Below are 20,402 nucleotides of genomic sequence, written 5' to 3'. Positions count from 1 at the left end.
AGGCACTTGTGTAAGTTAATGACCAATTTTCTGACCACATTCTTTTAAGGATATCAGCCTTATTTTTAGCGGTACGAGGAAATTTTGGCGGTAGAAACGATTCTTCACCATTGAAGCTATAGACCTTGCTCCAATAGCGAATCTGACTATATGGAATGGATAGCTGTTTTCCAAGAACCCTTGGTGATGAAACACCATCAAGACATTGTTGAGCTAATGCAATTTTAAAAGTGCGACTGTACTTTGACATAAAAAAAGAACCCCCAATATTGGTTGTCCAACTATTGGGGGTCACTTCAACCAACGGGTTTTTTTATAGACAAAACCTTTCAGAAAAGCTCTTGATTCAACGCTTATTCGTCAACCAGAGGCTTGCTCTTCACTTTTAACTTAAGTTGATGAATTCCACCAGCTGGAATGCTGTAAGCATCACTAAGCGCATTAGCGGCCTCAACACAGACAAAATGACGATAATCGTCGTCTTCCATGTCAGTACGCTGCTTAGCAAGCTCTGAGCCTGGGTTCCATAGCACAGTACTGTTACTGCCCTCCGTGCTAATCACTAACCTTCTATTTAAGCCAGCATCCTGAATTTCACATTTTTCAGGCGCGGCAACATAGACTCTGTCCATGTAATCACAAGGGGTAACAACACCCTGCTGCAATTTCTGTTGACCATTATCAAACTTATCAACATAACTCACTTGATCTAAGCCATGCACCTCTGCATTCTGATTATCTGAAACATGAAAATAAGTGTGCAATGCTTCACTAATTGGCATCGGCTTATCAGATAAGTTAGCCGCTGAAAAATTAACTCGAAAGCCCTTGTTAGAAAAACGAAAGACTTGTCGTAATTCAAAAGCAAACGGCCACATTTCTTCAATCAGAGGATGATCTTCCGACGCCAAACGAATAACAATTTTCACGTCGCCATTTTTAAAACGCCCAGCCTCAATAAATTCCCAGCGAAAATAACGTGCAAGACCATGTGCAGGGAAATCAGCCTGCGTTTCATTGGCACCAAACCAAGGCCAACAAACAGGAACACCAAAGTGGCGACGCCCAAAACGACCTTCACCACCCTGATTGGTAGATTGAAATAAAAGATCCTCTTGACCAGCAGGAATAAAGCTCTCCAAATGCCCGCCCCATAAGGCAATAACCGCACTAAAGCCCGGTTGCTCAATGACAATTTCGTCGCATTTTTTTAAGCTTGCTGGGCGTATTTCACCACCCAACTCTTCCAACTCTTGCATCAGTCGGCCATTCATCTACAACTCCATTAAAGTAATTTCGTACGCCCATATTAACTTTAGATACAATGATTACAATAGTTTGAGCTTATACTGACAATACAACAAAACAGATAGCCTTGCTGTGCATCAATAAAGACTTAACCTGATCGCACTTTTACGCTATAAAACACAGCAACTTAGGGTACGTTTTCATTACCGTTAACGTAGACTGCTTTCATTTTAAAAGGTGTCATATTTTTTATGAATCAACAGAACGAACCCAAAATGGTGATTGGTTGTGACGAGTGGTGCGCATTTCCTTCTCTTAATATTCCGGCAATAAAGGCGCGAGTTGATTCAGGTGCAAAAACATCATCTATGCATGCGATCAATATTGTGCGCTTTTCTCGTGACGATGAGAGCTGGGTAAGCTTTGAAGTCCATCCTCTACAAAAGAACCGTAAAGTAACCGTTCATTGTGAAGCTCAGCTTGTCGACCAAAGAGTCATAAAAAGCTCTAGCGGAGACAAAGAGAGCCGCCCCGTCATTCGAGTCCCCCTTTCTCTTGGTGGTATCTCATGGGAAGCAGAAGTCACGCTAACCAATCGCGACAGCATGGGCTACAGAATGTTACTTGGACGTGAAGCAATGAATGGGCGCGTTCTCATCGACCCTGAAGGCCTATGCCTACAGGGTGACAAACAAGAAGAAAATTTGGTGGAACTCTATAAAATCCCTGCCAAGAAAACGACCAAAAAGAAATAGCAAAAAAACGCCTTCCTTTTCCACTGAATAAACAAAAGGAAGGTAATTACTATTTAGAGAGTGCTATTCATACTTAGAGAGCACTATTTTGATAGAGCTTGACTCAAACGTCGTAATTTCTGGTTAGCAGCCGACAACGCCATTTTATTGGTCGCAATATCAGTCACATCATAGACAACCAAACATATATTCTTTATTGACCCATCAGGGCTGGAGATCGGACGTATCGCTACGTTCTGATACATCCTATTCGCAATGCCTGTAATTGGGCGATAACTCTTAAATGGGAAAAAGTGCGGGCGCTGCTCCCAAGATATAAAAATCGGTGTTTTCAAACCAAAAACATTATCCAACTTCTGGTGTAACCACCCCGTATCTAATTCTGGATAAAGCGCCAGCAAAGATTGCTCCTTAGCTATCGATGAACTCACTCCGCTGTGGTTTTCCATGAAGTTGTTCCATAGCTTTACTCGATATTTCGAGTCCAAAACAACAAGCCCAACATCAATATGATGAAGCATATCAAACATCCAGTGGAGATCTGCCATCCCTTCTGCTTCATTACTCATTCGTCTTCCTCAACTAAAAAGGACAATAAATTCTCTAGTGTCGGCACAGAGTCTTCAGTGAAAAGCATAATTAGATCACAACTAATCTGATAGTTTTCCACTTCATAGACAATTTCAACCGCTAACGTTCTTTTCCACGTCGCTTTCTTTTCGTTAATTAAGTCTGCAATTTTAACATGCTGACCAAGTAACAACGGATGACTGTGACTAAAATCGATATTGAGCTGTTTTCCGATGGCAGCCATAAATGGACCAACTAAAACCGAAGATACATCCATCAAGAGCTCTGTTTCTAACTCTCTCGTAATGGTATCCGTCACGCCTAAAAGTTTCGCCATATCAGGAAAGCTGGAATCGCTAAAAATGAGCAATGTCTCAAACGCAATGCCAGAACCGACATAACCTTGTGATACAGCAGAACAACTGTCATTTTTGACACTGTAATCTAGTGCCATCTGCAATTCACTTACTTCCAAAATGTTCACGGTAGGCACTGGTAGCTTAACAAATACATTTAGCATTTCTGCCAATACACTTGCAGCACGCCCCATGGCAATATTCGAAATTTCTTGTAAACATTCATTAAGCGTAAACTGCTCAGCTGCAGTAGGCTGCTCAACAACGACTTTATTCTGCTGATCATCTCCAACAGAAAAAAGTCCAAGAGAAATTAATAAACTGCGCAGCTCTTCAGCCGATGCGGGCTTTTTATGGAAGGCGATTGCTCCCATTTCTTTTACTCGTTGTATCGCTTTCGGCTGCACATCACCAGAGACTACTATTACCGCTGGTGACTGCTCAAAAGACTGTAACGCCTCAAGCGTCTCATAACCGTCTTTCACCGGCATATTTAAATCTAAGAATAAAATATCAAAAACAGAGGATGACAACATATCCAGTGCTTCTTGACCGTCTTCCGCAAAATCGACTTCGACATCCCAGTCTGTCGGCAATATTCTTGCTAACTGCTTGCGTGCAATTTTTGAATCGTCACAAATCAGTACTCGTGTACTCATTACCACTCTCTTTTTGATCAGCGCCACATACCACGTACTATGACACTTAAGACCTTGTTTTTAAAAATACAAAAATGTTACGTCACGTAACCAGAATTAATCTAAACCATATCTAATTTAAAGATAGCACAAACTTTTTTTGCCACTTCAATTCGTGAAGTCAAACAAAAGACAGCAAAGCTCTGGCAACCAAGCACTCATCGTACTTATGCTGCTTTTCAGTAATCAATGGTGTTCTGATAACTACAATATTTAGACCATTTAATAATTCACTGTCTAGCTCGCCATAATTATATGAATCATCAAGTAACAAATAATCCAAAGCAGAAAATGGGCCTACAACTTCTGTATCGGCAGTGACAGTAGAAACTAAACGCCTTACCCGCTCCATCAATGACAAACCCTGCTGTTCTGGGTCTGTACCTAAATTAGGCAAATACACTTTAGGGTTAGGATTTTGGCAAATAGAACGCCCAACACCTTCCGGCAAAAGATTCGCCAAAAGACTGCTATAAAAGCTACCCGGTGGGTAACAAATCAAATCGGCTGTTTCGATGGCATCCTTGCGATCATCAGCTATATGACAATTGGTAGGCACTACGCTACGCAAACCTTTGTTTAACCACATACGCTTTATCGGGCTAGACAACTCATCAGTTTCCTTTCCCGTAATCCTATGCTGCCCTAAGACAATATCGCCATTATCGAGTTCAACACCCAAATGTAAGCTGGCATCTAACGTTGTTTTCACTTCACCTAGCGCTTTTACTAATCGTGAAAACAAGAAAACAATAGGATCTAATTGCTGCTGATTATTTAAATATCCACCCGCCATAATCAGATTACCAATACTCGCACCGCGCAAATCGAACTCATCATGAATACGAGCTTGAGTCACCGCCAGCTGAGTCTGAATCAAGGCTTTCATAGGGTTTGGAATGCCTTCAATAAGAGGGTGTTCACCTGATACTAATAACTGAAGCTGTTCTCTTAATACTAAAGGCTCCGCCTGTTGGGGAAGACGATGGGTAAATAAATCATATACTTCTGGCTGCCCCATTACCGTTTCGTCTGCTAATGCCATCAAACGACTGCGTAAATCCCCTACCGCAGGAATATCAAATTCAGCCCGCAATCGTGCTGAACTACCACCAGAGTCAAAAGGCGTTACTAAATGAACAGAATGATGAGTATATTCTTTAAATACTCGACTGATTTTATTCAAAGCTGAGCCGCCACTAAAAAAAAGGACTTTTGGCCCTTGCTCAGGCAAGCTGTGATATCGATGAACACGAACCAGATCCGGCATAGTCATGCGACGCCAAATACGTAAAAAGCTCGTCATAAAGAAACCTCATATATTCACACCAATAAAAAAGACGAACAACGCCACTAAAACTATCGCACTATAGTAACAAATGAAAAATAAACCGTTGTGACAAAAAACTTAAAACCAAGTGGATATTATCTTCCCATCGTACAGGGTGCTAAAATGCCTAATATGAAATTAACAATAGCACGTATTACAACTAGGAAGCGTCATGGAAACAAAAACCTCGGGGTCATCTCTTAGCAAAGCGTTAAACATGCTAAACCATGTTTGCACGTCTCCGGTACCATTACGTTTTGCCGAATTGGTTGACCTTTCTGAACTCCCAAAAGCGACCGCTCACCGACAGTTAAATACCTTACTAGAACATGGCTTGGTGCGCTTTGATGACAACAAACAAGCCTATTATCCAGGTTACGGGCTGCTTGCTCTTGCGCATCGTACTTGGGCGAATTTAGATATCCGAGATGTGTCCGCCGCACCAATGCGAGACTTGTGGTCAAGCACACAAGAAACCATTCACCTTGCGGTCTTAGATGGTGCTGACGTTATTTACATCGACAAACTCGAAAGCCCCAAAAGTCTGCGATTGTATTCCGCGGTAGGAAAAAAAGGTCCCGTTTATTGCACAGGCGTTGGCAAAGCTATGCTAGCTTTTTTACCAGACGATAAACAACAAGCCGTCATTGACGCCCAAGCCTTTTCCCGCCACACAGAACACACTTTAGACTCAGCTGAAGCGTTAAAAGCCAATCTTAAACTTATTAAAGAAACAGGTATTTCTCTCGACTTAGAAGAACATGAGATGGGTATAAAATGCGCGGCAGCACCGATTTTCAACTCACGCCATGAAGCCGTGGCTGCACTAAGTGTGACCGCGCCCGCCTTTCGCACCAGTGACGAGGCGTATGACGTGATGAAAGTACAAGTGAAACAAGCAGCAGATACCATTTCTAAACGACTGGGCGACTGCGAGTAAGCAACCAAGACACTTTGAAACAACCTTTTAGGGAAAATAATCATGGCTATGACAGGTTTATTAGCACTTCTTGATGACATCACCACACTGCTGGACGATGTCGCTGTTTTCTCTAAAGTCGCGGCCAAGAAAACCGCTGGCGTATTAGGCGATGATCTTGCCTTAAACGCCGAGCAAGTTTCCGGAGTCAAAGCGGATCGTGAACTTCCTGTCGTCTGGGCAGTAGCGAAAGGCTCTTTTCTTAACAAACTGATTCTAGTGCCGTTAGCATTAGCCATCAGCGCTTTTATACCTTGGTTGATTCAACCTTTATTGATGGCTGGCGGTTTGTATTTGTGTTTTGAAGGGGTGGAGAAAGTCCTTCATACGTTTAAAGATAACCATGAAGAAAAAGAAACCCTAAGAAAAAACGTCAAACAAGCAAACTCTGCTAAAGAGCTCTTAGCCCTTGAAAAAAGCAAAGTGAAAGGCGCAATTCGTACCGACTTCGTTTTATCAGCCGAAATTATCGTTATCGCCCTTGGCACCGTGGCGGGAGAAAGTTTATTAACACAAGCCATTGTCGTTAGCCTGATCGCCTTTATTGTCACCGTCGGTGTATATTTCTTGGTTGGGTTAATCGTGCGTCTTGATGATATTGGCTTACACCTAAACCAATCAAAAACCGTATTTGTCAAACAACTTGGTTTAGTCATATTGAAAGGTGCGCCAATGCTGATCCGCCTTTTGACCATCGTCGGCACCATTGCTATGTTCTTAGTAGGCGGCGGTATTTTTGTTCATGGTTTGCCAACTTTGCATCATCTTGCTGACATGGCAGTGTCTGGTGAAATAGCCCAAATCCCACTTGTAACAAGCCTAATAAACACAGGCATTAGCTTCTCAGTTGGCTTAATTCTAGGTGGCGTTGCCGTTGGCATTGCTTCTCTGCTCTCAAAAGTAAAAAAGCTTAAATCTGCCTAGCGGACAGAATAAAATCAGCTAGTTCGGCAAAACCCAAGCCGCCCGGTTGCGTCGTCTGGTAACGAGGATGGTGACGCATAATCGACAAGTGCTCGGCGATATTCGCCACACCAACACTCAGCGGGAAACGAGCAAACATACTTTCATCGTTAGGCGCATCACCAACGTAAAGCACTTGCTCTTGCTGCTGCGCTTCACTTAATCCATATACATCACCTAACACGCGCTGCGCCATAGAAAACTTATCGTAACCTTGAGAACACACGTTAATGTGTATCGAGCTGGCCTTAACGTTTAAGCCCATAGCCATTAACGCGGCCAAACAAGCATCTTTGTCAGCTACTGCGGCGGGTTTAACATCTTGCGCGTAATCAATCGCCACATCAGTGAGTCGATACGCTTGATCTCTTGCCAAACGCAAACGCGGAAATTGCGTTAAAACCTGATTAACCTGAGTCAATATATGAGCCTGCTCTGCACGCATTTCTGACTCATCACGCCAGAAAGAATACGTTAGATGACGATCAGCTGTTCTACCAATAAAACAGGCTCCGCCTTCGGTAATCACGCCATCGACAGGCAGTGCTCTGGCAATCATGTCAGACCAACCAGCACAGCCGCCCGTTACAGGAATCACTTTGATACCATTCGCTTCGAGTTGCGCAAGCGCTCGTAATGTTTCAACAGGCAACTGACCTTCCCATGTCAGCGTGTCATCAAAGTCGGTTAAAATAAACCGTAAGTTTTGACAGGTACTTTTGCCTAAAGAAGAAAGTTCTAAAGCGGAAAGCGCTACAGCAGATATCGACATATTCGTCCTAAGAACAGAGTTGAATTTGAACACCATGAGAGGTGAGTAGTTTAGTTTGAGACTCGGTTAACACATCACTAAAAAGCCAATCTATCGCAGCAAAAGGCTGTACCCGTGCCATCGCTTTGCGCCCCCACTTATGTTGATCGGCGACCAACAAGCTGTGACGACTCTGTTCGACCAACACACGACTTACCGCCGCTTCTTCAGGGTCAAAATCCAATATACCTTGAGCTTCATCCATGCCACCACAGCCTAATACGCCATAGTCGAAATAGTATTGGCGCAGCCCAGACAAGGTCTCTTCACCCACTAAATCATGATGACGATGACGCAACTTCCCCGCCAGCACTCGCACTCGCACCTCAGGGTAATCACCCAAAATGCTCGCCACGGTTAAGTTGTTGGTAAAGACTTGCAAGTTAGTGTGCGACACCAAAGCTTTCGCCACGTATTCAACCGTTGTGCCGATGCCTAAAAACACCGAGGCGCCGTCTGGAATAATCTGAGCAACCTTAGCGGCAATAGCTTCTTTCGCATCACTGTTTAAAAACTGACGATGGTCAAACGGCAAGTTTTCCGTACTGGAAACCGGGGCAATACCACCATGAGTACGACGAACAAGATGACGCTCAGCCAGCTGATTAATGTCTTTACGTATGGTCTGCGATGACACGTTAAAACGTGTCACCATCTCTTCCACCAATAACGCGTCTTCTTGTTGCACCCAGTTCAATATCTGATTTTGTCGCTCATTCAAACCCACAAAAAAACCTAACTAAATCAATAAGAATAACCTGTCTAATTAAAAACTAGGCTGATAAAAAAGCAAACTTCGTTGGGTCATCGGTAATCACCGCATCCATTCCCCATTCCCAGTGTGCTTCCACTTTTTTAGGGTCATTGGCGGTATAACACAACAGTTTATAACCTGCTGCTTTCACGGCTCGCGCTTGCGTTTCGGTCAATCGAGAGTAATCGCAATTCAAACTGTACGCTTTAATGGCCTTAAGCTGCTCTTGCCAGTCGTCAGGAATGTCCTCATACAAAGGCGCAAGATGGCGCTGAGCATCAATTTCGTAACAAAGCTCTAACGCCGCTAAGTTAAAACTAGAGATCATCAGCTTATTGTTGTCTTCCCAGTGATCACGCAACATAGCCATCACAGCAGGCACAATGTTTTCCACGTCTGCGCTGTCGTGTTTAATCTCAAGATTCAAACCAAGCCCCAACGACTGAATACATTCCAACGCGTCCAATAATGTTGGTACTTTTTCGCCAGCAAATTTCTCTGAGAACCAGGCACCCGCATCCAATTCAGCCACTTCAGTAGGACGAGCATCGCGAGTTAAGCCTGTCCCATTGGTGCAGCGATCCAGTGTGTCATCATGAAAAATGACCAATCCACCTTCGGCAATTAAATACACATCAATCTCTACCCACGTTGCGCCCACTTCAGCAGCAGCTCGAATAGACGCCAAGGTATTTTCTGGCGCCAGCAATGCCGCACCACGATGTCCCATTACTTTGGTGTTTAGTACCTTGTCTTTAACAATATAACCTGTTGAAACACTGTCGTTTTCCATATCGACCTCACAATCGTTGTTGAGTTTTTGCGTCAAATAAGTGCCAATGCGACACTGGCGCCGTTAACCACATAAGGCTATTCACATCCGGTAAATGCGGTCCAGACAAACGTACCACCATAGGCTCGCCATTACCGGACTCTGTTTCTATTTTACCGTGAATTAACGTCTCTGCTCCCAAGGATTCTACCGCTTGGATACGCAAAGCGAAATCGGCATTTTGCTCATCACTCACCTCTAAATGCTCAGGACGAATCCCCCACACGATGCCACCTCGGTGTTGATGAGACAATGGCAAGGTTAACGCCCCAGAAATTTTAATGCCTTGCTCGGTAAGATTCGCATCGATCAAATTCATCGACGGAGAACCAATAAACGCAGCAACAAAAGGCGTTGCCGGTTTATTGTATAAATCCATCGGCGTACCGATCTGCTCCGCCTTGCCTTTATTCAATACCACCAAACGATCTGCCAAGGTCATGGCTTCCACCTGATCATGGGTCACATACAAGGTCGTGGTGCCTAATTTACGCTGCAACTGACGAATCTCGACACGCATCTGCACTCGTAACTTAGCATCTAGGTTAGATAATGGTTCATCAAACAAAAACACTTTCGGGTCACGCACCATAGCGCGCCCCATGGCAACACGCTGGCGCTGACCACCCGATAATTGACGCGGTTTACGCTGTAACAATTCGGTTAAACCCAGCATAGCTGCCACGTCGCTGACTTTTTCTTCAATAAGATTTTTCGCCATGCCGCGGTTTTTCAAGCCGTAAGCCATGTTGTCGTACACGGACATGTGTGGGTACAAGGCGTAATTCTGAAATACCATGGCGATGTCGCGTTCAGCCGGTTCTTTTTCATTCATACGCTCGCCACGAATACGCAGTTCACCAGTAGAAATACTTTCCAGGCCTGCCACCATGCGCAACAAGGTGGATTTGCCACAGCCTGATGGACCAACTAAAACAATAAACTCGCCTTCTTCAATCGATAAATCCACACTTGGAATCGCGTGATAACCATTAGGATAGGTCTTGCCTACTTTTTCTAAAATAACGTCCGTCATTACTACTTCTCCGAATCCACTAAGCCTTTAACAAACAGCTTCTGCATGCCAATCACCACCGCAACCGGTGGCAACATCGCTAATAAGGTGGTTGCCATAATTTGGTTCCATGCGATATCACCATCCGTCACCGACAACATGCGCTTAATACTCATTACCAAAGTGTAATAAGCGTCGTCTGTGGTGATCAGCAAAGGCCATAGATATTGATTCCAACCATAAATAAACAAGATCACAAACAAGGCCGCGATATTGGTTCTAGACAGCGGCAACAAGATGTCAAAAAAGAAACGCCATGGCCCAGCGCCGTCCATTCGAGCGGCTTCCACTAACTCACCCGGAATACTCAAGAAGCACTGACGAAACAAGAAAGTTGCCGTCGCACTGGCGATTAAAGGCAAGGTTAAACCCGTATAGCTGTTAAGCAAATCAAGATTCGCCACCACCTCGTAAGTCGGCACAATCCGTACTTCAACAGGCAACATCAAGGTCATGAATATGATCCAAAAGCACAGATTACGAAACGGAAAGCGAAAGAACACAATCGCATAAGCCGACAACAATGAAATGGCGATTTTGCCGAAGGTGATCCCCAGCGCCATGATCAACGAGTTCAGCATCATAAACCAGACTGGCGTATCCACGCCGTTACCGGCTTTTTCAAACAACACGGTGCCCCATGTTTCTGCGCCCGCATCGCCAAACCACAAAGGAATATGACCAACACCAAACGCCGAAGCAGGATGTGTCGATGCCACCAGCGCCATCCAAACAGGTAACGCCACTAAAGCGATCCCCGTCAGTAATGTCGCGTGACTCGCAAAAGTTAACCAAGGTCGATTTTCGATCATGAGTACTGCACCTTACGCTCAATAAAACGAAACTGAATGACCGTCATCAAACCGACAATCGCCATGAGCACAACCGATTGCGCCGCCGATCCACCCAGATCCAAGCCGACAAATCCGTCATCAAACACTTTATAAACCAAGGTGGTCGTGCTTTGCCCAGGACCACCTTTGGTCGTCGCATCAATCACGCCGAAGGTTTCGAAGAAGGCATACACAAGGTTAACAACCAACAAGAAAAAGGTCGTCGGCGACAAAAGCGGAAAGACAATGGTCCAAAAGCGCTTAAACGGACTCGCACCGTCAATCGCTGCCGCTTCAATAAGCGAACGAGGTACCGCTTGTAAACCCGCAAGGAAGAATAAAAAGTTGTAGCTGATTTGCTTCCAAGTAGAGGCAATCACCACCAATATCATCGCTTGGTTGCCATCAAGATAGTGGTTCCAATTGACACCTGCAGTCTTCAACCAAAGCGCAATCGGCCCCATGCTCGGATCAAACAAAATCCACCACAAAACACCCGCCAAAGCAGGCGCGACAGCATAGGGCCAGATTAATAATGTCTGATACGCCAGTTTGCCGCGAATCACTCGATCCGCCATGACGGCCAACAACAGCGCCAACGACATACCCACAATGGCAACAGAAAAACTGAACACCAAGGTGGTTAACATAGACTGGTAATACAGAGGGTCAGTAAATAAATCGGCAAAATTTTCCAAGCCAATAAATTCACGACTCAAGCCAAATGCGTCTTCTTGGTAAAACGCTTGTTCCAAGGCTTGCTCAGCAGGCCAAAGAAAGAAAATCGCCGTCACCAACAACTGAGGCAACAACAATAGCCAAGGCAGGCCTTTTTGGGGGAAGGTAACCGTCATCGGACAATCCAAAAAAAGAAAACAACAAATTAAAAAGAAAAATATGCCATGCAATAAAAAGCGCCCTTATGCAAAAAAACATAAGGGCGCTGATTTCATTTAGTCGTTCGCTTTTTCAAACTTACGAAGCAATGTGTTACCACGCTCAACCGCTGTATTCAGTGCAGTTTGAGCATCAACATCGCCGCTCCATACGGACTCTAGTGCTTCGTCGATCACACCACGAATTTGCACAAAATTCCCCAAACGCAAACCTTTAGTGTTCGCTGTTGGAGTACCTGTCGTCATTTGAATAACACCAGTTTCTGTACCAGGGTTCGCCTTGTAGAAGCCTTGTTCTTTGGTCAAGTCGTAAGCCGCTTTGGTGATTGGTAAGTAACCAGAAAATTGGTGCCAATCCGCCTGTACAGATGCTTTAGATAAATAACTTAGAAAAGAAGCGACACCTTTATATTCTTCTTTAGAATGTCCTTGCAACACCCATAAAGACGCGCCGCCGATGATAGTATTGGAAGGCTGTTTTACTTTGCCTTCCCAATAAGGAAGCTCGGCAACACCGAAGTCAAATTTCGCATTACGCTTGATACCTGCGTAACCTGCGGAAGACTCAGTAAACATCGCACATTCTTGGCTGTAGAACTTCGCCGCGCCATCATTGGTACGACCAGAGTAGCTAAAAATACCATTTTTTTGCCATTCGCCCATCTTTTCGATGTGAGCAACTTGCAGCGGACCATTAAATTTCAGCTCAGTTTTCAAACCGCCAAAACCATTTTCTAGCGTGGCAAATGGCACATTGTGACGAGCACTTAGGTTTTCTAATTGCACCCAAGATTGCCAAGCTGTGGTAAAGCCACAGCTCACACCAGAAGAAAGTAATTTTTTAGAAACGCTTTCAACATCTTGCCATGTTTTTGGAGCTTGGCTGATGCCCGCTTTTTTGAACAAATCTTTGTTGTAATACAGTACAGGAGTTGAACTGTTGAAAGGCATAGAAAGCATTTGGCCATCGCTGTTAGAGTAATACCCCGTCACCGCGCTCAAATAGGCACTTTCATCAAACGCCTGATCTGAATCTTTCATCAGTTTATATACTGGATAAATGGCACCTTTTGCCGCCATCATACTGGCAGTACCAACTTCAAACACTTGAACGATAGCTGGCTGTTGTTTCGCTCGAAACGCGGCAATCGCCGACGTCATTGTCTCGGTATAATTACCTTTATAAATTGGCTTAACTTCATAAGTATCTTGTGAATCATTAAACGCCTTAGCAATTTCATTCACTTTTTCGCCATTTGCACCACCCATTGCGTGCCACCACTCTATTTGTGTAGCTGCAAAGCCTGAACTCGCAATGGATAAACCAACAACAACTGACGCCAACTTCAAATTATGCATTTCCGTGTTCCTCACAATGAGTTTTTATTAGAAAAGAAAGAACGACTATAGAAAGAAAATGTTTCACTTTGATGATAGTTAGGTTTCATTTGAAATACAATTACAATTCAAATGAAACCATTTTAAACGAAAGGACAGAAATAAAGAGATAAAAAACAGGAAATGAAAGCGAGATAAACAAAAACGAAAGAGCTATAAAAAGTTTACAAAAGTCTATTAGATAAAATTTAACGCAAAATTTCTTGCTTGAGAGCAAGCGCCAAAGCCTCAAACGCCTCCCTCAAAGCAGTATGACGAATAGGTAATTGATCACCTTTACCTTGTATCGCTAAACCTTCCATTTCAGTGATTAGCTGACAAAAACGATAACCGGACACTTCCAAGGCTGCGCCTTTTAAACGGTGTGCAACCAAAGCAAAATCGTCCCAGTCTTCATCCATCATGTAAGCCTGTAGCATTTCTAGCAAGACAGTTGCTTCTTTAATAAACTCACTGGCAACCAATGTCATTAATTCATGGTTATAGGCCAGACGACTCTCGTAGTCTGTATTATCAAATACCTTAGGCTCAAACATGACAAAGAATCTCCATTTCAATATTACCCTCTAAGGAAGCCATTTTGTGAGTATCGCTACCAACTTATCTTGTGAAATTGGTTTAGCGATATGATCATTCATACCAGCGGCAAAACACTCATCTTCATCACCTTTCATTGCATTGGCGCTAAGTGCAACAATCGCCACATCAGAAGGCGTTTGCCCATCAGTAAACTGGCGAATGGTTCGAGTCGCTTCATAACCATCCATTACAGGCATCTGACAATCCATGAAAATCATATCAAACTTGGTTGCTTGTGCATGCTCAACGGCTTTCTGACCGTTTTCTGCCACCACAACTTCTACGCCATACAAGTTCAACAAACCACGGGCAACAATCTGATTAGTCAAATTGTCTTCTGCTAACAGTACTTTGGCTTTAAATACTGGCCGACCTTCTGGCACTTTCTCTACTTCGTTTGCCGCCATCACAGGCTCTCCTTCCACTAATGGTTTTAGATTTTCAAGCACGTCCAGCAATGGCTGATGAAAGACAGGTTTTGTTAAAGCAGCAACATACACTTCTTTATCAAAATCCATATCTGAACGTCCTTGTAATAACACGCGTTTAATCGCATTTTTCTGGCAAAATGCATTCCATTCAGAGACATCAGTAGAAGCCGAAACGACATCAGAGTCCAGAAGTATACAATTTCCAATCCATACACTATCCACAAGTGCACTGCCGATACTGTCGTAAGTATTGTAGGTGACACCTAATGATTCTAACAATCCAGCAACATACTCACGACCGGTTTTATTCGCATAAATTAACGTCACTCTAACAGCTTGTTCTGTGCCACCAGTCACCAAGGGGATCTGCTCTGCAGTTGAAACCACAGTGAGTGGTATACGAAACCAAAAATCAGAGCCCTGACCTTCTACTGAGTTTAAACCTATTTCACCATCCATGGCTTGGATAATCTCTTTACTGATTGCCAAACCCAATCCTGTGCCACCAAATTTGCGTGTTGTCGACCCATCCGCTTGTTTAAAACGCTGAAACAAACGCTTTTGATTCGTTTCAGAAATACCAATCCCAGAGTCTTCAATATTAATGTGTAAAACGACACCGTCATCAACTAACGGCTCAACCGAAAGGCGTAACGCCACCTCACCCTCTTGGGTAAATTTGACTGCGTTACCCATCAAATTAACCAACACTTGTTTGAGGTGCAATCTGTCGCCAAACAACAATATATTAGGAACCGGTGTGGTTGGCGAATTTAATACAATGCCCTTTTCTTCGGCTTTTAAAACAAAGATATTGGTCACTTCTTCAATTAACGCCCGTAACTCAAACTCTTGCTTGTCTAACGCTAAGGTTCCCATCTCAATCTTAGACAAATCTAAAATATCATTAATAATATCCAACAAGGATTCCGCACTCTGCTGAGACATTTTTGCTAAATTCGACTGTTCAGGCTGCAATTTCGTATTCATCAACAAAGACAAACAACCAATAACGCCATTTAATGGCGTACGAATTTCGTGGCTCATGTTTGCCAAAAATTCACTCTTAGCACGGTTGGCTTCTTGCGCTTCTTCTTTGGCTTTACTCTGCTCTAGTTCAGACGCTTTTAAATGCTCGTTTGCCAACTGCAAATCTCGCGTCCTTAATCTCACTCGATTTTCAACTTCCGCCGTATGGCTACTCACAATCAATAAAAACCACCCAAACAAACCCGTGAATAAAAAGCCGCAAGCTAGAACAAACTTCACGATCCAAGGCTGTTTGAAAAAGTAGTTATCACTAACTTGATACAACTGCCAGTTTTTGCCACCCACATTAATCACGAAATTAACCGCATGATGAAATTCACCAGCCAGGTAACGAGCAACCAAGTCTTCTGCGGACAAATGAGCTGCTGTATTTTTTGTCACGATAATCGGCTTGGATGTCGCGTTATCAGTATCGACCAAGTAGAGCTCAGTATTGGGGAGAAGCCCTTGCTTAACAATGGTATCGGTTAACGTATCAATCTCGATGACCGCTGTCGCAACACCTAAAAAAGCATCGGTTTCTCGATCAAAAAATGGCAAAAACAATAATACAGCATTCGAATTTTGAACTAGCTTGTGTGGAGCCGTGGGGTAAACTTGACGTGACGAAATAGCCTGATCTAAGGCAAAACGTCGATCGGCTTGCGAATAAACGTCGTAACCTAATGCCGCTTTATTGCTCTGTAAGGGGCTAATAAAGGTCACCACAATGTGCCTATCTCTTGGCGTCGCAGGTTTAAGCTTACCTTCGCTGTCCCTTTCCTTCACACGAAAAATATCGTCTGGATAATTTTTTTGAATAGACCGTTCAAAACTAGCAATATCTTTTCCAGCCACGGCAAAATTTAATGACACCCCCAAAATAGAATCATCTCGACGCATCACACTATCCGCAAAAAGCTCAAACTCATTCGCTTCAATCTGCTCACTGCCGTTTATCAAGCCGACAAAACTGTGCAACATATCCACACTGTTCTTAATACGATTATTAAGCAGCACCTCCAACAATTCAGCGTTGGAACGAAACTCTTTCGACTGCTTATTCCATTCGGAATAACTGCTTCCCCAAGACAAAACAATCGTAAGCACCAAGACAAATAGAAAACCACCCACTAAACGCAGCGGATACTCGAATTTATTACCAAAGTACTGAGGGAAACACACCGCCAACCAAGGCACCATGACCAGCACCCCGATCATGTCACCGCCCCACCAAACCAGCCAATTAGTTAAAAATTCCGTCTTATTAATGATTCCAAAAGAAAGCAGCGACGTTGAACCAATACTAGCGCCAATCAAAGTAGACAAAACACCAGCTAAAAAGACAAACCTAACCACTAAGCCAGTCCGATGAAATTGAAAAGGTATACCTACAAAACGGCGAACTAAATAGCCACCAACAAAAGACTGCAAGGTCGAGCCAAAAGCAATAAGAGCAGGAAGAGACCAAGCAAAAACATGATGATTAACCCAAGTCGCACCGATATTTAGCAATAGAGAACCTAGGAAAATACCGAACGGCGCTTGCTTAGGAAAAAAGATAGAAGCCACAACCGCAAAACCAGAAGCTGGCCAAATAATCGTTGAGTACCCCGGTGAAATAGCAACAGCCAACCCTACAACGCCAAGGATAAAATACCCCATCGCAGTTAAGGCGACTATCGTCATCACTCTCATCATAATCACTTGCTCCATCAAAGATGGTTTAAGCATAGCTAAAACAACGAGTTTTTAAGATTTAATATTGGTTACGTTATGTAATAAAAAGAAAGTGAATACAGCATAAGAAAGCCGTCTACAGAGAAACATAAACTAGAAAGAAGTACATAAAATGTACATTGCATGTTGCAAAAGGCATGATGAAAAAAGGTCGGTAGTAGTAGCCTCAAGTCTCCATTATAAAAGGAGATTTGAAATGTTCATTACCAACCTGATTACAATACAAGCAATTTTTTTCTTGATTAGCTTTCTACTAGAAAGGATCTTTCCCAACAAACAGTGGCAAACACAAAAGGGGTTTGGCTCCATGCTGTGTTTCTTAATGAGTATTGGCGCAATATTCGCCCAAGTAATGTTTTTTGGGTGGATAAATATTGCCGGAATAGGCATAGAAATAAATGAAGATCCTCTTATAGAAGGTATAATCTTCTACCTTGTCTATTCGCTTGTTAACTACTGGGCTCACAGAGCAAAGCACGCAATACCAACAGCATGGAAATATCTACATAAAATGCACCACAGCACTTCTCACATGGACAGTCGCGTGGCATTTTATAGGCACCCATTAGAAATGGTGGTAAACACCGTCATATTATTTGCATTGGGTAAAATTATTTTGGATGTCAGTGCCAATGCCGTCGCAATGGCTCTAGTGATAGAAGGAATATTAGAAACCTTCCATCATGCCAATATTAAACTGCCCCGTTGGATACGCCCACTTGGCTATATCATTCAAATTCCAGAACAGCATATTATCCATCACCAAAAAGGACTGCATAAATACAACTACAGCCCGTTAGCCCTTTGGGATTTAATATTTGGCACATTACGATTCCACCACAGTGGCTTTAATGGACTAGGATTTAAAGACTCAAACAAAGCATGGCCATATTTACGATTCGACAAATAGGAGAGCATCATGGGAACCCAAGAGAAGGAAAAAACAGGCGTTTCATTTGATTTAAACATTACCACAGAGTACCACGCTGTCGGTGTTGATGAGCTTGAAGAACAACTCAGAGAGAAAATCACCGAGTTCACCTCGAGCAGCAGCATCATTAACGGCAGAAAACGCAAAGGAAGCTATCGCCTATTATCGGAATATACGGATATAAGCCAAGCGTACATTCACCAATTTCACAGTGAAAAGCGAGCCATCTGTATCACTAATATGAACAAGCTCGCAAACTACTTTGGCGTAAAGTACGTTGTTAGCAACTTCTAACGATATTTTTGTATATTAAAGTGTACAAAATTTGACAAAAAACAAAAACCGTTCAATATAGGGGATCAGATAAAAGGCTAAACGAGGATGGAGCCTGATGCTAAACAACAAGGTGCGTGATTTAATTCAATGTCAATCGATTAGAATGTCTTCGGATATTAAAGCATTAAAAACGCTGTCAATAATATCCGACATCATAGATCAAAAAACAACTGTCATGAACGAACAAATTAGCTCGTTGTTAGCATGTGTTGTTGAAAGTATGGAAGAATCTCAAGAAAGCCTAGTTGTCGCATTGCAAGAATCTACCTAAAAGGCTCCTCTTTCATGAGGGGTCTTTTTATTTGCCCTAACCTGCAACTAAGAAAAGGAAATCTATATGGAACGTATTCAAATACAACTACTCGCAGAAAAAATTCTCGGACTCACTCCAGAACAAGCAGACGCATTGGTCGATGGCGGCGAAGATTACGACACCCCACTTAAAGAACGTTTTGGTGTCGATCTAGACACGTTTGGCAAAATAGCCAACGCCCTTATCCAACTAACACCGATCATTCAAGAACCCAACACAAAAAAACTCATTCATGCTTTTATCGAATTCCAAAACGGACAAGGCAAAATACTGGTCAAAGAAGCTATTGATAAATAACCTTTCTCAAAATAAAAAGCCCTCATGAGGGCTTTAAGGTATTTTTTCATTATTGGTGAGAATCAACATACTTTTTTAAGACTTCATCAATCCGCGACTGCCAACCTTTACCACCATGCCTGAAATATTCGATAGCATCTGGGCTTAAACGAATCATAGTAGACACTTTTGGGTTATCGGCTTTCGGCCAACCTCAGCTGTGAGTCGCAACAATATCGGACAAGAGTTCACTTGTAGGCTTAGCGCGTTTGAACGTATTGGATGTCCATTCTGGATTGTCTTTGTCCTCTCATCATATCCATTTGCTCCATCAAAGATGGTTTAATCATAGCTAAAACAACGAGTTTTTAAGATTTAATATTGGTTACGTTATGTAATAAAAAGCAACTGGATGAGGGGAATGAGTGGCCTACGGACTGATGCCCTTTTTGGGCGGTATAGAGGTAAACATCAATATTGTTCAGCAAGTTTTGAATATCTGTATTTATTAGCCATTTAGCTCAGCTTTTGCTTTTGCAATAATTTATGCGTGTGTAAGCGTACTCTCGACGCTATCCTCTCCAAAGACGAAGACCTGCTCGCACCGCTTCACTTGCGTTGCGACAACGTCCTGTTTCTTTTAAATCCGATAGGAAAATAGTGAAATGCTCACCCAAATCAATACTGGCTGTAGCCATAATAAGACCCTCTCTTAAAGCTTAAAACCACTAATATTTAGTAGTTTTGTCAATTTTGGCTTTATTTCTGTAGACAATTGAAGTTGGTAACCTGGATTTGACCGCGTTAATTTGGACATGACCACTTCTGACGAAATAAAACGACAAATTCACTATATGTCGTTTGGGATCAATGTATTAAGAATAATAGCGGCACTGGCGATTTGAAGTGTGGTGTGACGAGATAGATTTAGATCATGGGAATGGCTTAGCTTATAAACAAAGCTAGCACCACAGGCTTTGGTGTTGATACATTGGCAATACAGGTCTTTTACTGTCTCGCACACGACGTGATCAAGGCCTTGCTGTGGCAATGTGAACAAACGACTCGCATGGCTAACGCCCCTAAGTTTTCGATATTTTAGCAAAACTAGGGTCAAAAAAAGAATTGGTAACAGCTTTCTATAGGCAAAAAAAAGCACCCGTTTGAAGGATGCTTTCTAAGTGTAATTTAGAGAGACATGACATTTCAGCTCTAATTGCTTGGTGTGAGAGGCCTCTCTATTAATTAATATTAGTACAATCAAGTTTA

At 42.9% G+C, this 20,402-nt stretch carries 23 protein-coding genes and 1 pseudogene; 7 read left to right on the top strand and 17 right to left on the bottom strand.

Annotated features, from left to right (window positions below; genetic code table 11):
• Window positions 1-250: transposase (locus tag CYL31_RS03105; protein ID WP_212916660.1), on the bottom strand; the 250-nt coding region annotated here is incomplete at its 3' end.
• A 103-nt stretch (window positions 251-353) separates the two neighbouring features.
• Entirely contained in the window at window positions 354-1,274 is a 921-nt protein-coding gene (locus CYL31_RS03100; protein ID WP_212917524.1) for a D-hexose-6-phosphate mutarotase, read from the bottom strand.
• Between the two features lie 225 nt (window positions 1,275-1,499).
• Between CYL31_RS03100 and CYL31_RS03095 the strand changes: the two genes are divergently transcribed.
• The gene (locus tag CYL31_RS03095; protein WP_212917523.1) at window positions 1,500-2,003 is read left to right on the top strand and encodes an ATP-dependent zinc protease family protein; all 504 of its coding nucleotides are present in this window, start codon (window positions 1,500-1,502) and stop codon (window positions 2,001-2,003) included.
• An 83-nt stretch (window positions 2,004-2,086) separates the two neighbouring features.
• Here the strand turns inward: CYL31_RS03095 and CYL31_RS03090 are convergent, their stop codons facing one another.
• From CYL31_RS03090 to CYL31_RS03080, 3 genes are all read right to left on the bottom strand, one after another.
• Window positions 2,087-2,572, bottom strand: a complete 486-nt coding sequence (locus CYL31_RS03090; protein ID WP_212917522.1) for a transcriptional regulator — start codon at window positions 2,570-2,572, stop codon at window positions 2,087-2,089.
• Window positions 2,569-3,588, bottom strand: coding sequence for a response regulator (locus CYL31_RS03085; protein ID WP_212917521.1), 1,020 nt, complete (start codon window positions 3,586-3,588; stop codon window positions 2,569-2,571). Before CYL31_RS03085 ends, CYL31_RS03090 begins: the two co-directional genes overlap by 4 nt.
• Window positions 3,589-3,748: 160 nt before the next feature.
• Entirely contained in the window at window positions 3,749-4,933 is a 1,185-nt protein-coding gene (locus CYL31_RS03080) for a GAK system CofD-like protein (RefSeq protein WP_212917520.1), read from the bottom strand.
• Between the two features lie 196 nt (window positions 4,934-5,129).
• Between CYL31_RS03080 and CYL31_RS03075 the strand changes: the two genes are divergently transcribed.
• Window positions 5,130-5,897, top strand: coding sequence for an IclR family transcriptional regulator (locus tag CYL31_RS03075; RefSeq protein ID WP_212917519.1), 768 nt, complete (start codon window positions 5,130-5,132; stop codon window positions 5,895-5,897).
• 42 nt (window positions 5,898-5,939) lie between these two features.
• Window positions 5,940-6,860: a DUF808 domain-containing protein gene (locus CYL31_RS03070; protein WP_212917518.1), complete on the top strand. Its 921-nt coding sequence runs from the start codon at window positions 5,940-5,942 to the stop codon at window positions 6,858-6,860.
• Here the strand turns inward: CYL31_RS03070 and CYL31_RS03065 are convergent.
• The 9 genes from CYL31_RS03065 to CYL31_RS03025 form a co-directional block, all read right to left on the bottom strand.
• On the bottom strand, window positions 6,847-7,671 hold the full coding sequence (locus CYL31_RS03065) for an HAD family hydrolase (RefSeq protein ID WP_212917517.1): 825 nt from the start codon (window positions 7,669-7,671) through the stop codon (window positions 6,847-6,849). The genes CYL31_RS03070 and CYL31_RS03065 overlap by 14 nt on opposite strands.
• 7 nt (window positions 7,672-7,678) lie before the next feature.
• On the bottom strand, window positions 7,679-8,437 hold the full coding sequence (locus tag CYL31_RS03060; protein ID WP_212917516.1) for a DeoR/GlpR family DNA-binding transcription regulator: 759 nt from the start codon (window positions 8,435-8,437) through the stop codon (window positions 7,679-7,681).
• 46 nt (window positions 8,438-8,483) lie between these two features.
• On the bottom strand, window positions 8,484-9,257 hold the full coding sequence (locus tag CYL31_RS03055) for a glycerophosphoryl diester phosphodiesterase (protein WP_212917515.1): 774 nt from the start codon (window positions 9,255-9,257) through the stop codon (window positions 8,484-8,486).
• Between the two features lie 7 nt (window positions 9,258-9,264).
• Window positions 9,265-10,332, bottom strand: a complete 1,068-nt coding sequence (locus tag CYL31_RS03050) for a sn-glycerol-3-phosphate import ATP-binding protein UgpC (protein WP_212917514.1) — start codon at window positions 10,330-10,332, stop codon at window positions 9,265-9,267.
• Between the two features lie 2 nt (window positions 10,333-10,334).
• On the bottom strand, window positions 10,335-11,183 hold the full coding sequence (ugpE, locus tag CYL31_RS03045; RefSeq protein WP_212917513.1) for a sn-glycerol-3-phosphate ABC transporter permease UgpE: 849 nt from the start codon (window positions 11,181-11,183) through the stop codon (window positions 10,335-10,337).
• Entirely contained in the window at window positions 11,180-12,058 is an 879-nt protein-coding gene (gene ugpA / locus CYL31_RS03040; RefSeq protein WP_212917512.1) for a sn-glycerol-3-phosphate ABC transporter permease UgpA, read from the bottom strand. The genes ugpE and ugpA overlap by 4 nt, the downstream gene beginning before the upstream one ends.
• Window positions 12,059-12,157: 99 nt before the next feature.
• Window positions 12,158-13,459 carry a sn-glycerol-3-phosphate ABC transporter substrate-binding protein UgpB gene (ugpB, locus tag CYL31_RS03035; RefSeq protein WP_212917511.1) on the bottom strand — a complete coding sequence of 434 codons (1,302 nt, stop codon included), beginning with the start codon at window positions 13,457-13,459 and terminating at the stop codon, window positions 12,158-12,160.
• Between the two features lie 227 nt (window positions 13,460-13,686).
• A complete protein-coding gene (locus CYL31_RS03030; protein WP_212917510.1) occupies window positions 13,687-14,034 on the bottom strand; it encodes an Hpt domain-containing protein in 348 nt (115 codons plus the stop codon).
• 30 nt (window positions 14,035-14,064) lie between these two features.
• Window positions 14,065-17,271, bottom strand: coding sequence for a CHASE domain-containing protein (locus CYL31_RS03025; protein ID WP_249411680.1), 3,207 nt, complete (start codon window positions 17,269-17,271; stop codon window positions 14,065-14,067).
• Window positions 17,272-17,473: 202 nt separating this feature from the next.
• Between CYL31_RS03025 and CYL31_RS03020 the strand changes: the two genes are divergently transcribed.
• The 4 genes from CYL31_RS03020 (at window position 17,474) to CYL31_RS03005 (ending at window position 19,154) form a co-directional block, all read left to right on the top strand.
• Window positions 17,474-18,187 (top strand): sterol desaturase family protein, encoded by a 714-nt coding sequence (locus CYL31_RS03020; protein ID WP_212917509.1) that lies wholly within the window; start codon window positions 17,474-17,476, stop codon window positions 18,185-18,187.
• 9 nt (window positions 18,188-18,196) lie between these two features.
• Complete coding sequence (locus CYL31_RS03015) at window positions 18,197-18,502, top strand: helix-turn-helix domain-containing protein (RefSeq protein WP_212917508.1); 306 nt, start codon at window positions 18,197-18,199, stop codon at window positions 18,500-18,502.
• Window positions 18,503-18,599: 97 nt separating this feature from the next.
• Window positions 18,600-18,815 (top strand): hypothetical protein, encoded by a 216-nt coding sequence (locus CYL31_RS03010; protein ID WP_212917507.1) that lies wholly within the window; start codon window positions 18,600-18,602, stop codon window positions 18,813-18,815.
• A 66-nt stretch (window positions 18,816-18,881) separates the two neighbouring features.
• Entirely contained in the window at window positions 18,882-19,154 is a 273-nt protein-coding gene (locus CYL31_RS03005; protein WP_212917506.1) for a hypothetical protein, read from the top strand.
• A 49-nt stretch (window positions 19,155-19,203) separates the two neighbouring features.
• Here the strand turns inward: CYL31_RS03005 and CYL31_RS03000 are convergent.
• The 3 genes and pseudogenes from CYL31_RS03000 to CYL31_RS02990 form a co-directional block, all read right to left on the bottom strand.
• Window positions 19,204-19,329: pseudogene (locus tag CYL31_RS03000) on the bottom strand (BrnA antitoxin family protein); the annotation flags it as partial.
• 376 nt (window positions 19,330-19,705) lie between these two features.
• Window positions 19,706-19,831, bottom strand: coding sequence for a ribbon-helix-helix domain-containing protein (locus CYL31_RS02995; RefSeq protein ID WP_212917504.1), 126 nt, complete (start codon window positions 19,829-19,831; stop codon window positions 19,706-19,708).
• Window positions 19,832-19,983: 152 nt separating this feature from the next.
• Window positions 19,984-20,193 carry a hypothetical protein gene (locus tag CYL31_RS02990; protein WP_212917503.1) on the bottom strand — a complete coding sequence of 70 codons (210 nt, stop codon included), beginning with the start codon at window positions 20,191-20,193 and terminating at the stop codon, window positions 19,984-19,986.
• Between the last annotated feature and the right edge of the window lie 209 nt (window positions 20,194-20,402).

Source organism: Marinomonas sp. A3A (genome assembly GCF_018336955.1).
GTDB classification, from domain to species: domain Bacteria; phylum Pseudomonadota; class Gammaproteobacteria; order Pseudomonadales; family Marinomonadaceae; genus Marinomonas; species Marinomonas lutimaris.
Note: the sequence above shows the minus strand (reverse complement) of the source record. Positions and strands in the feature narration are given on the sequence as shown.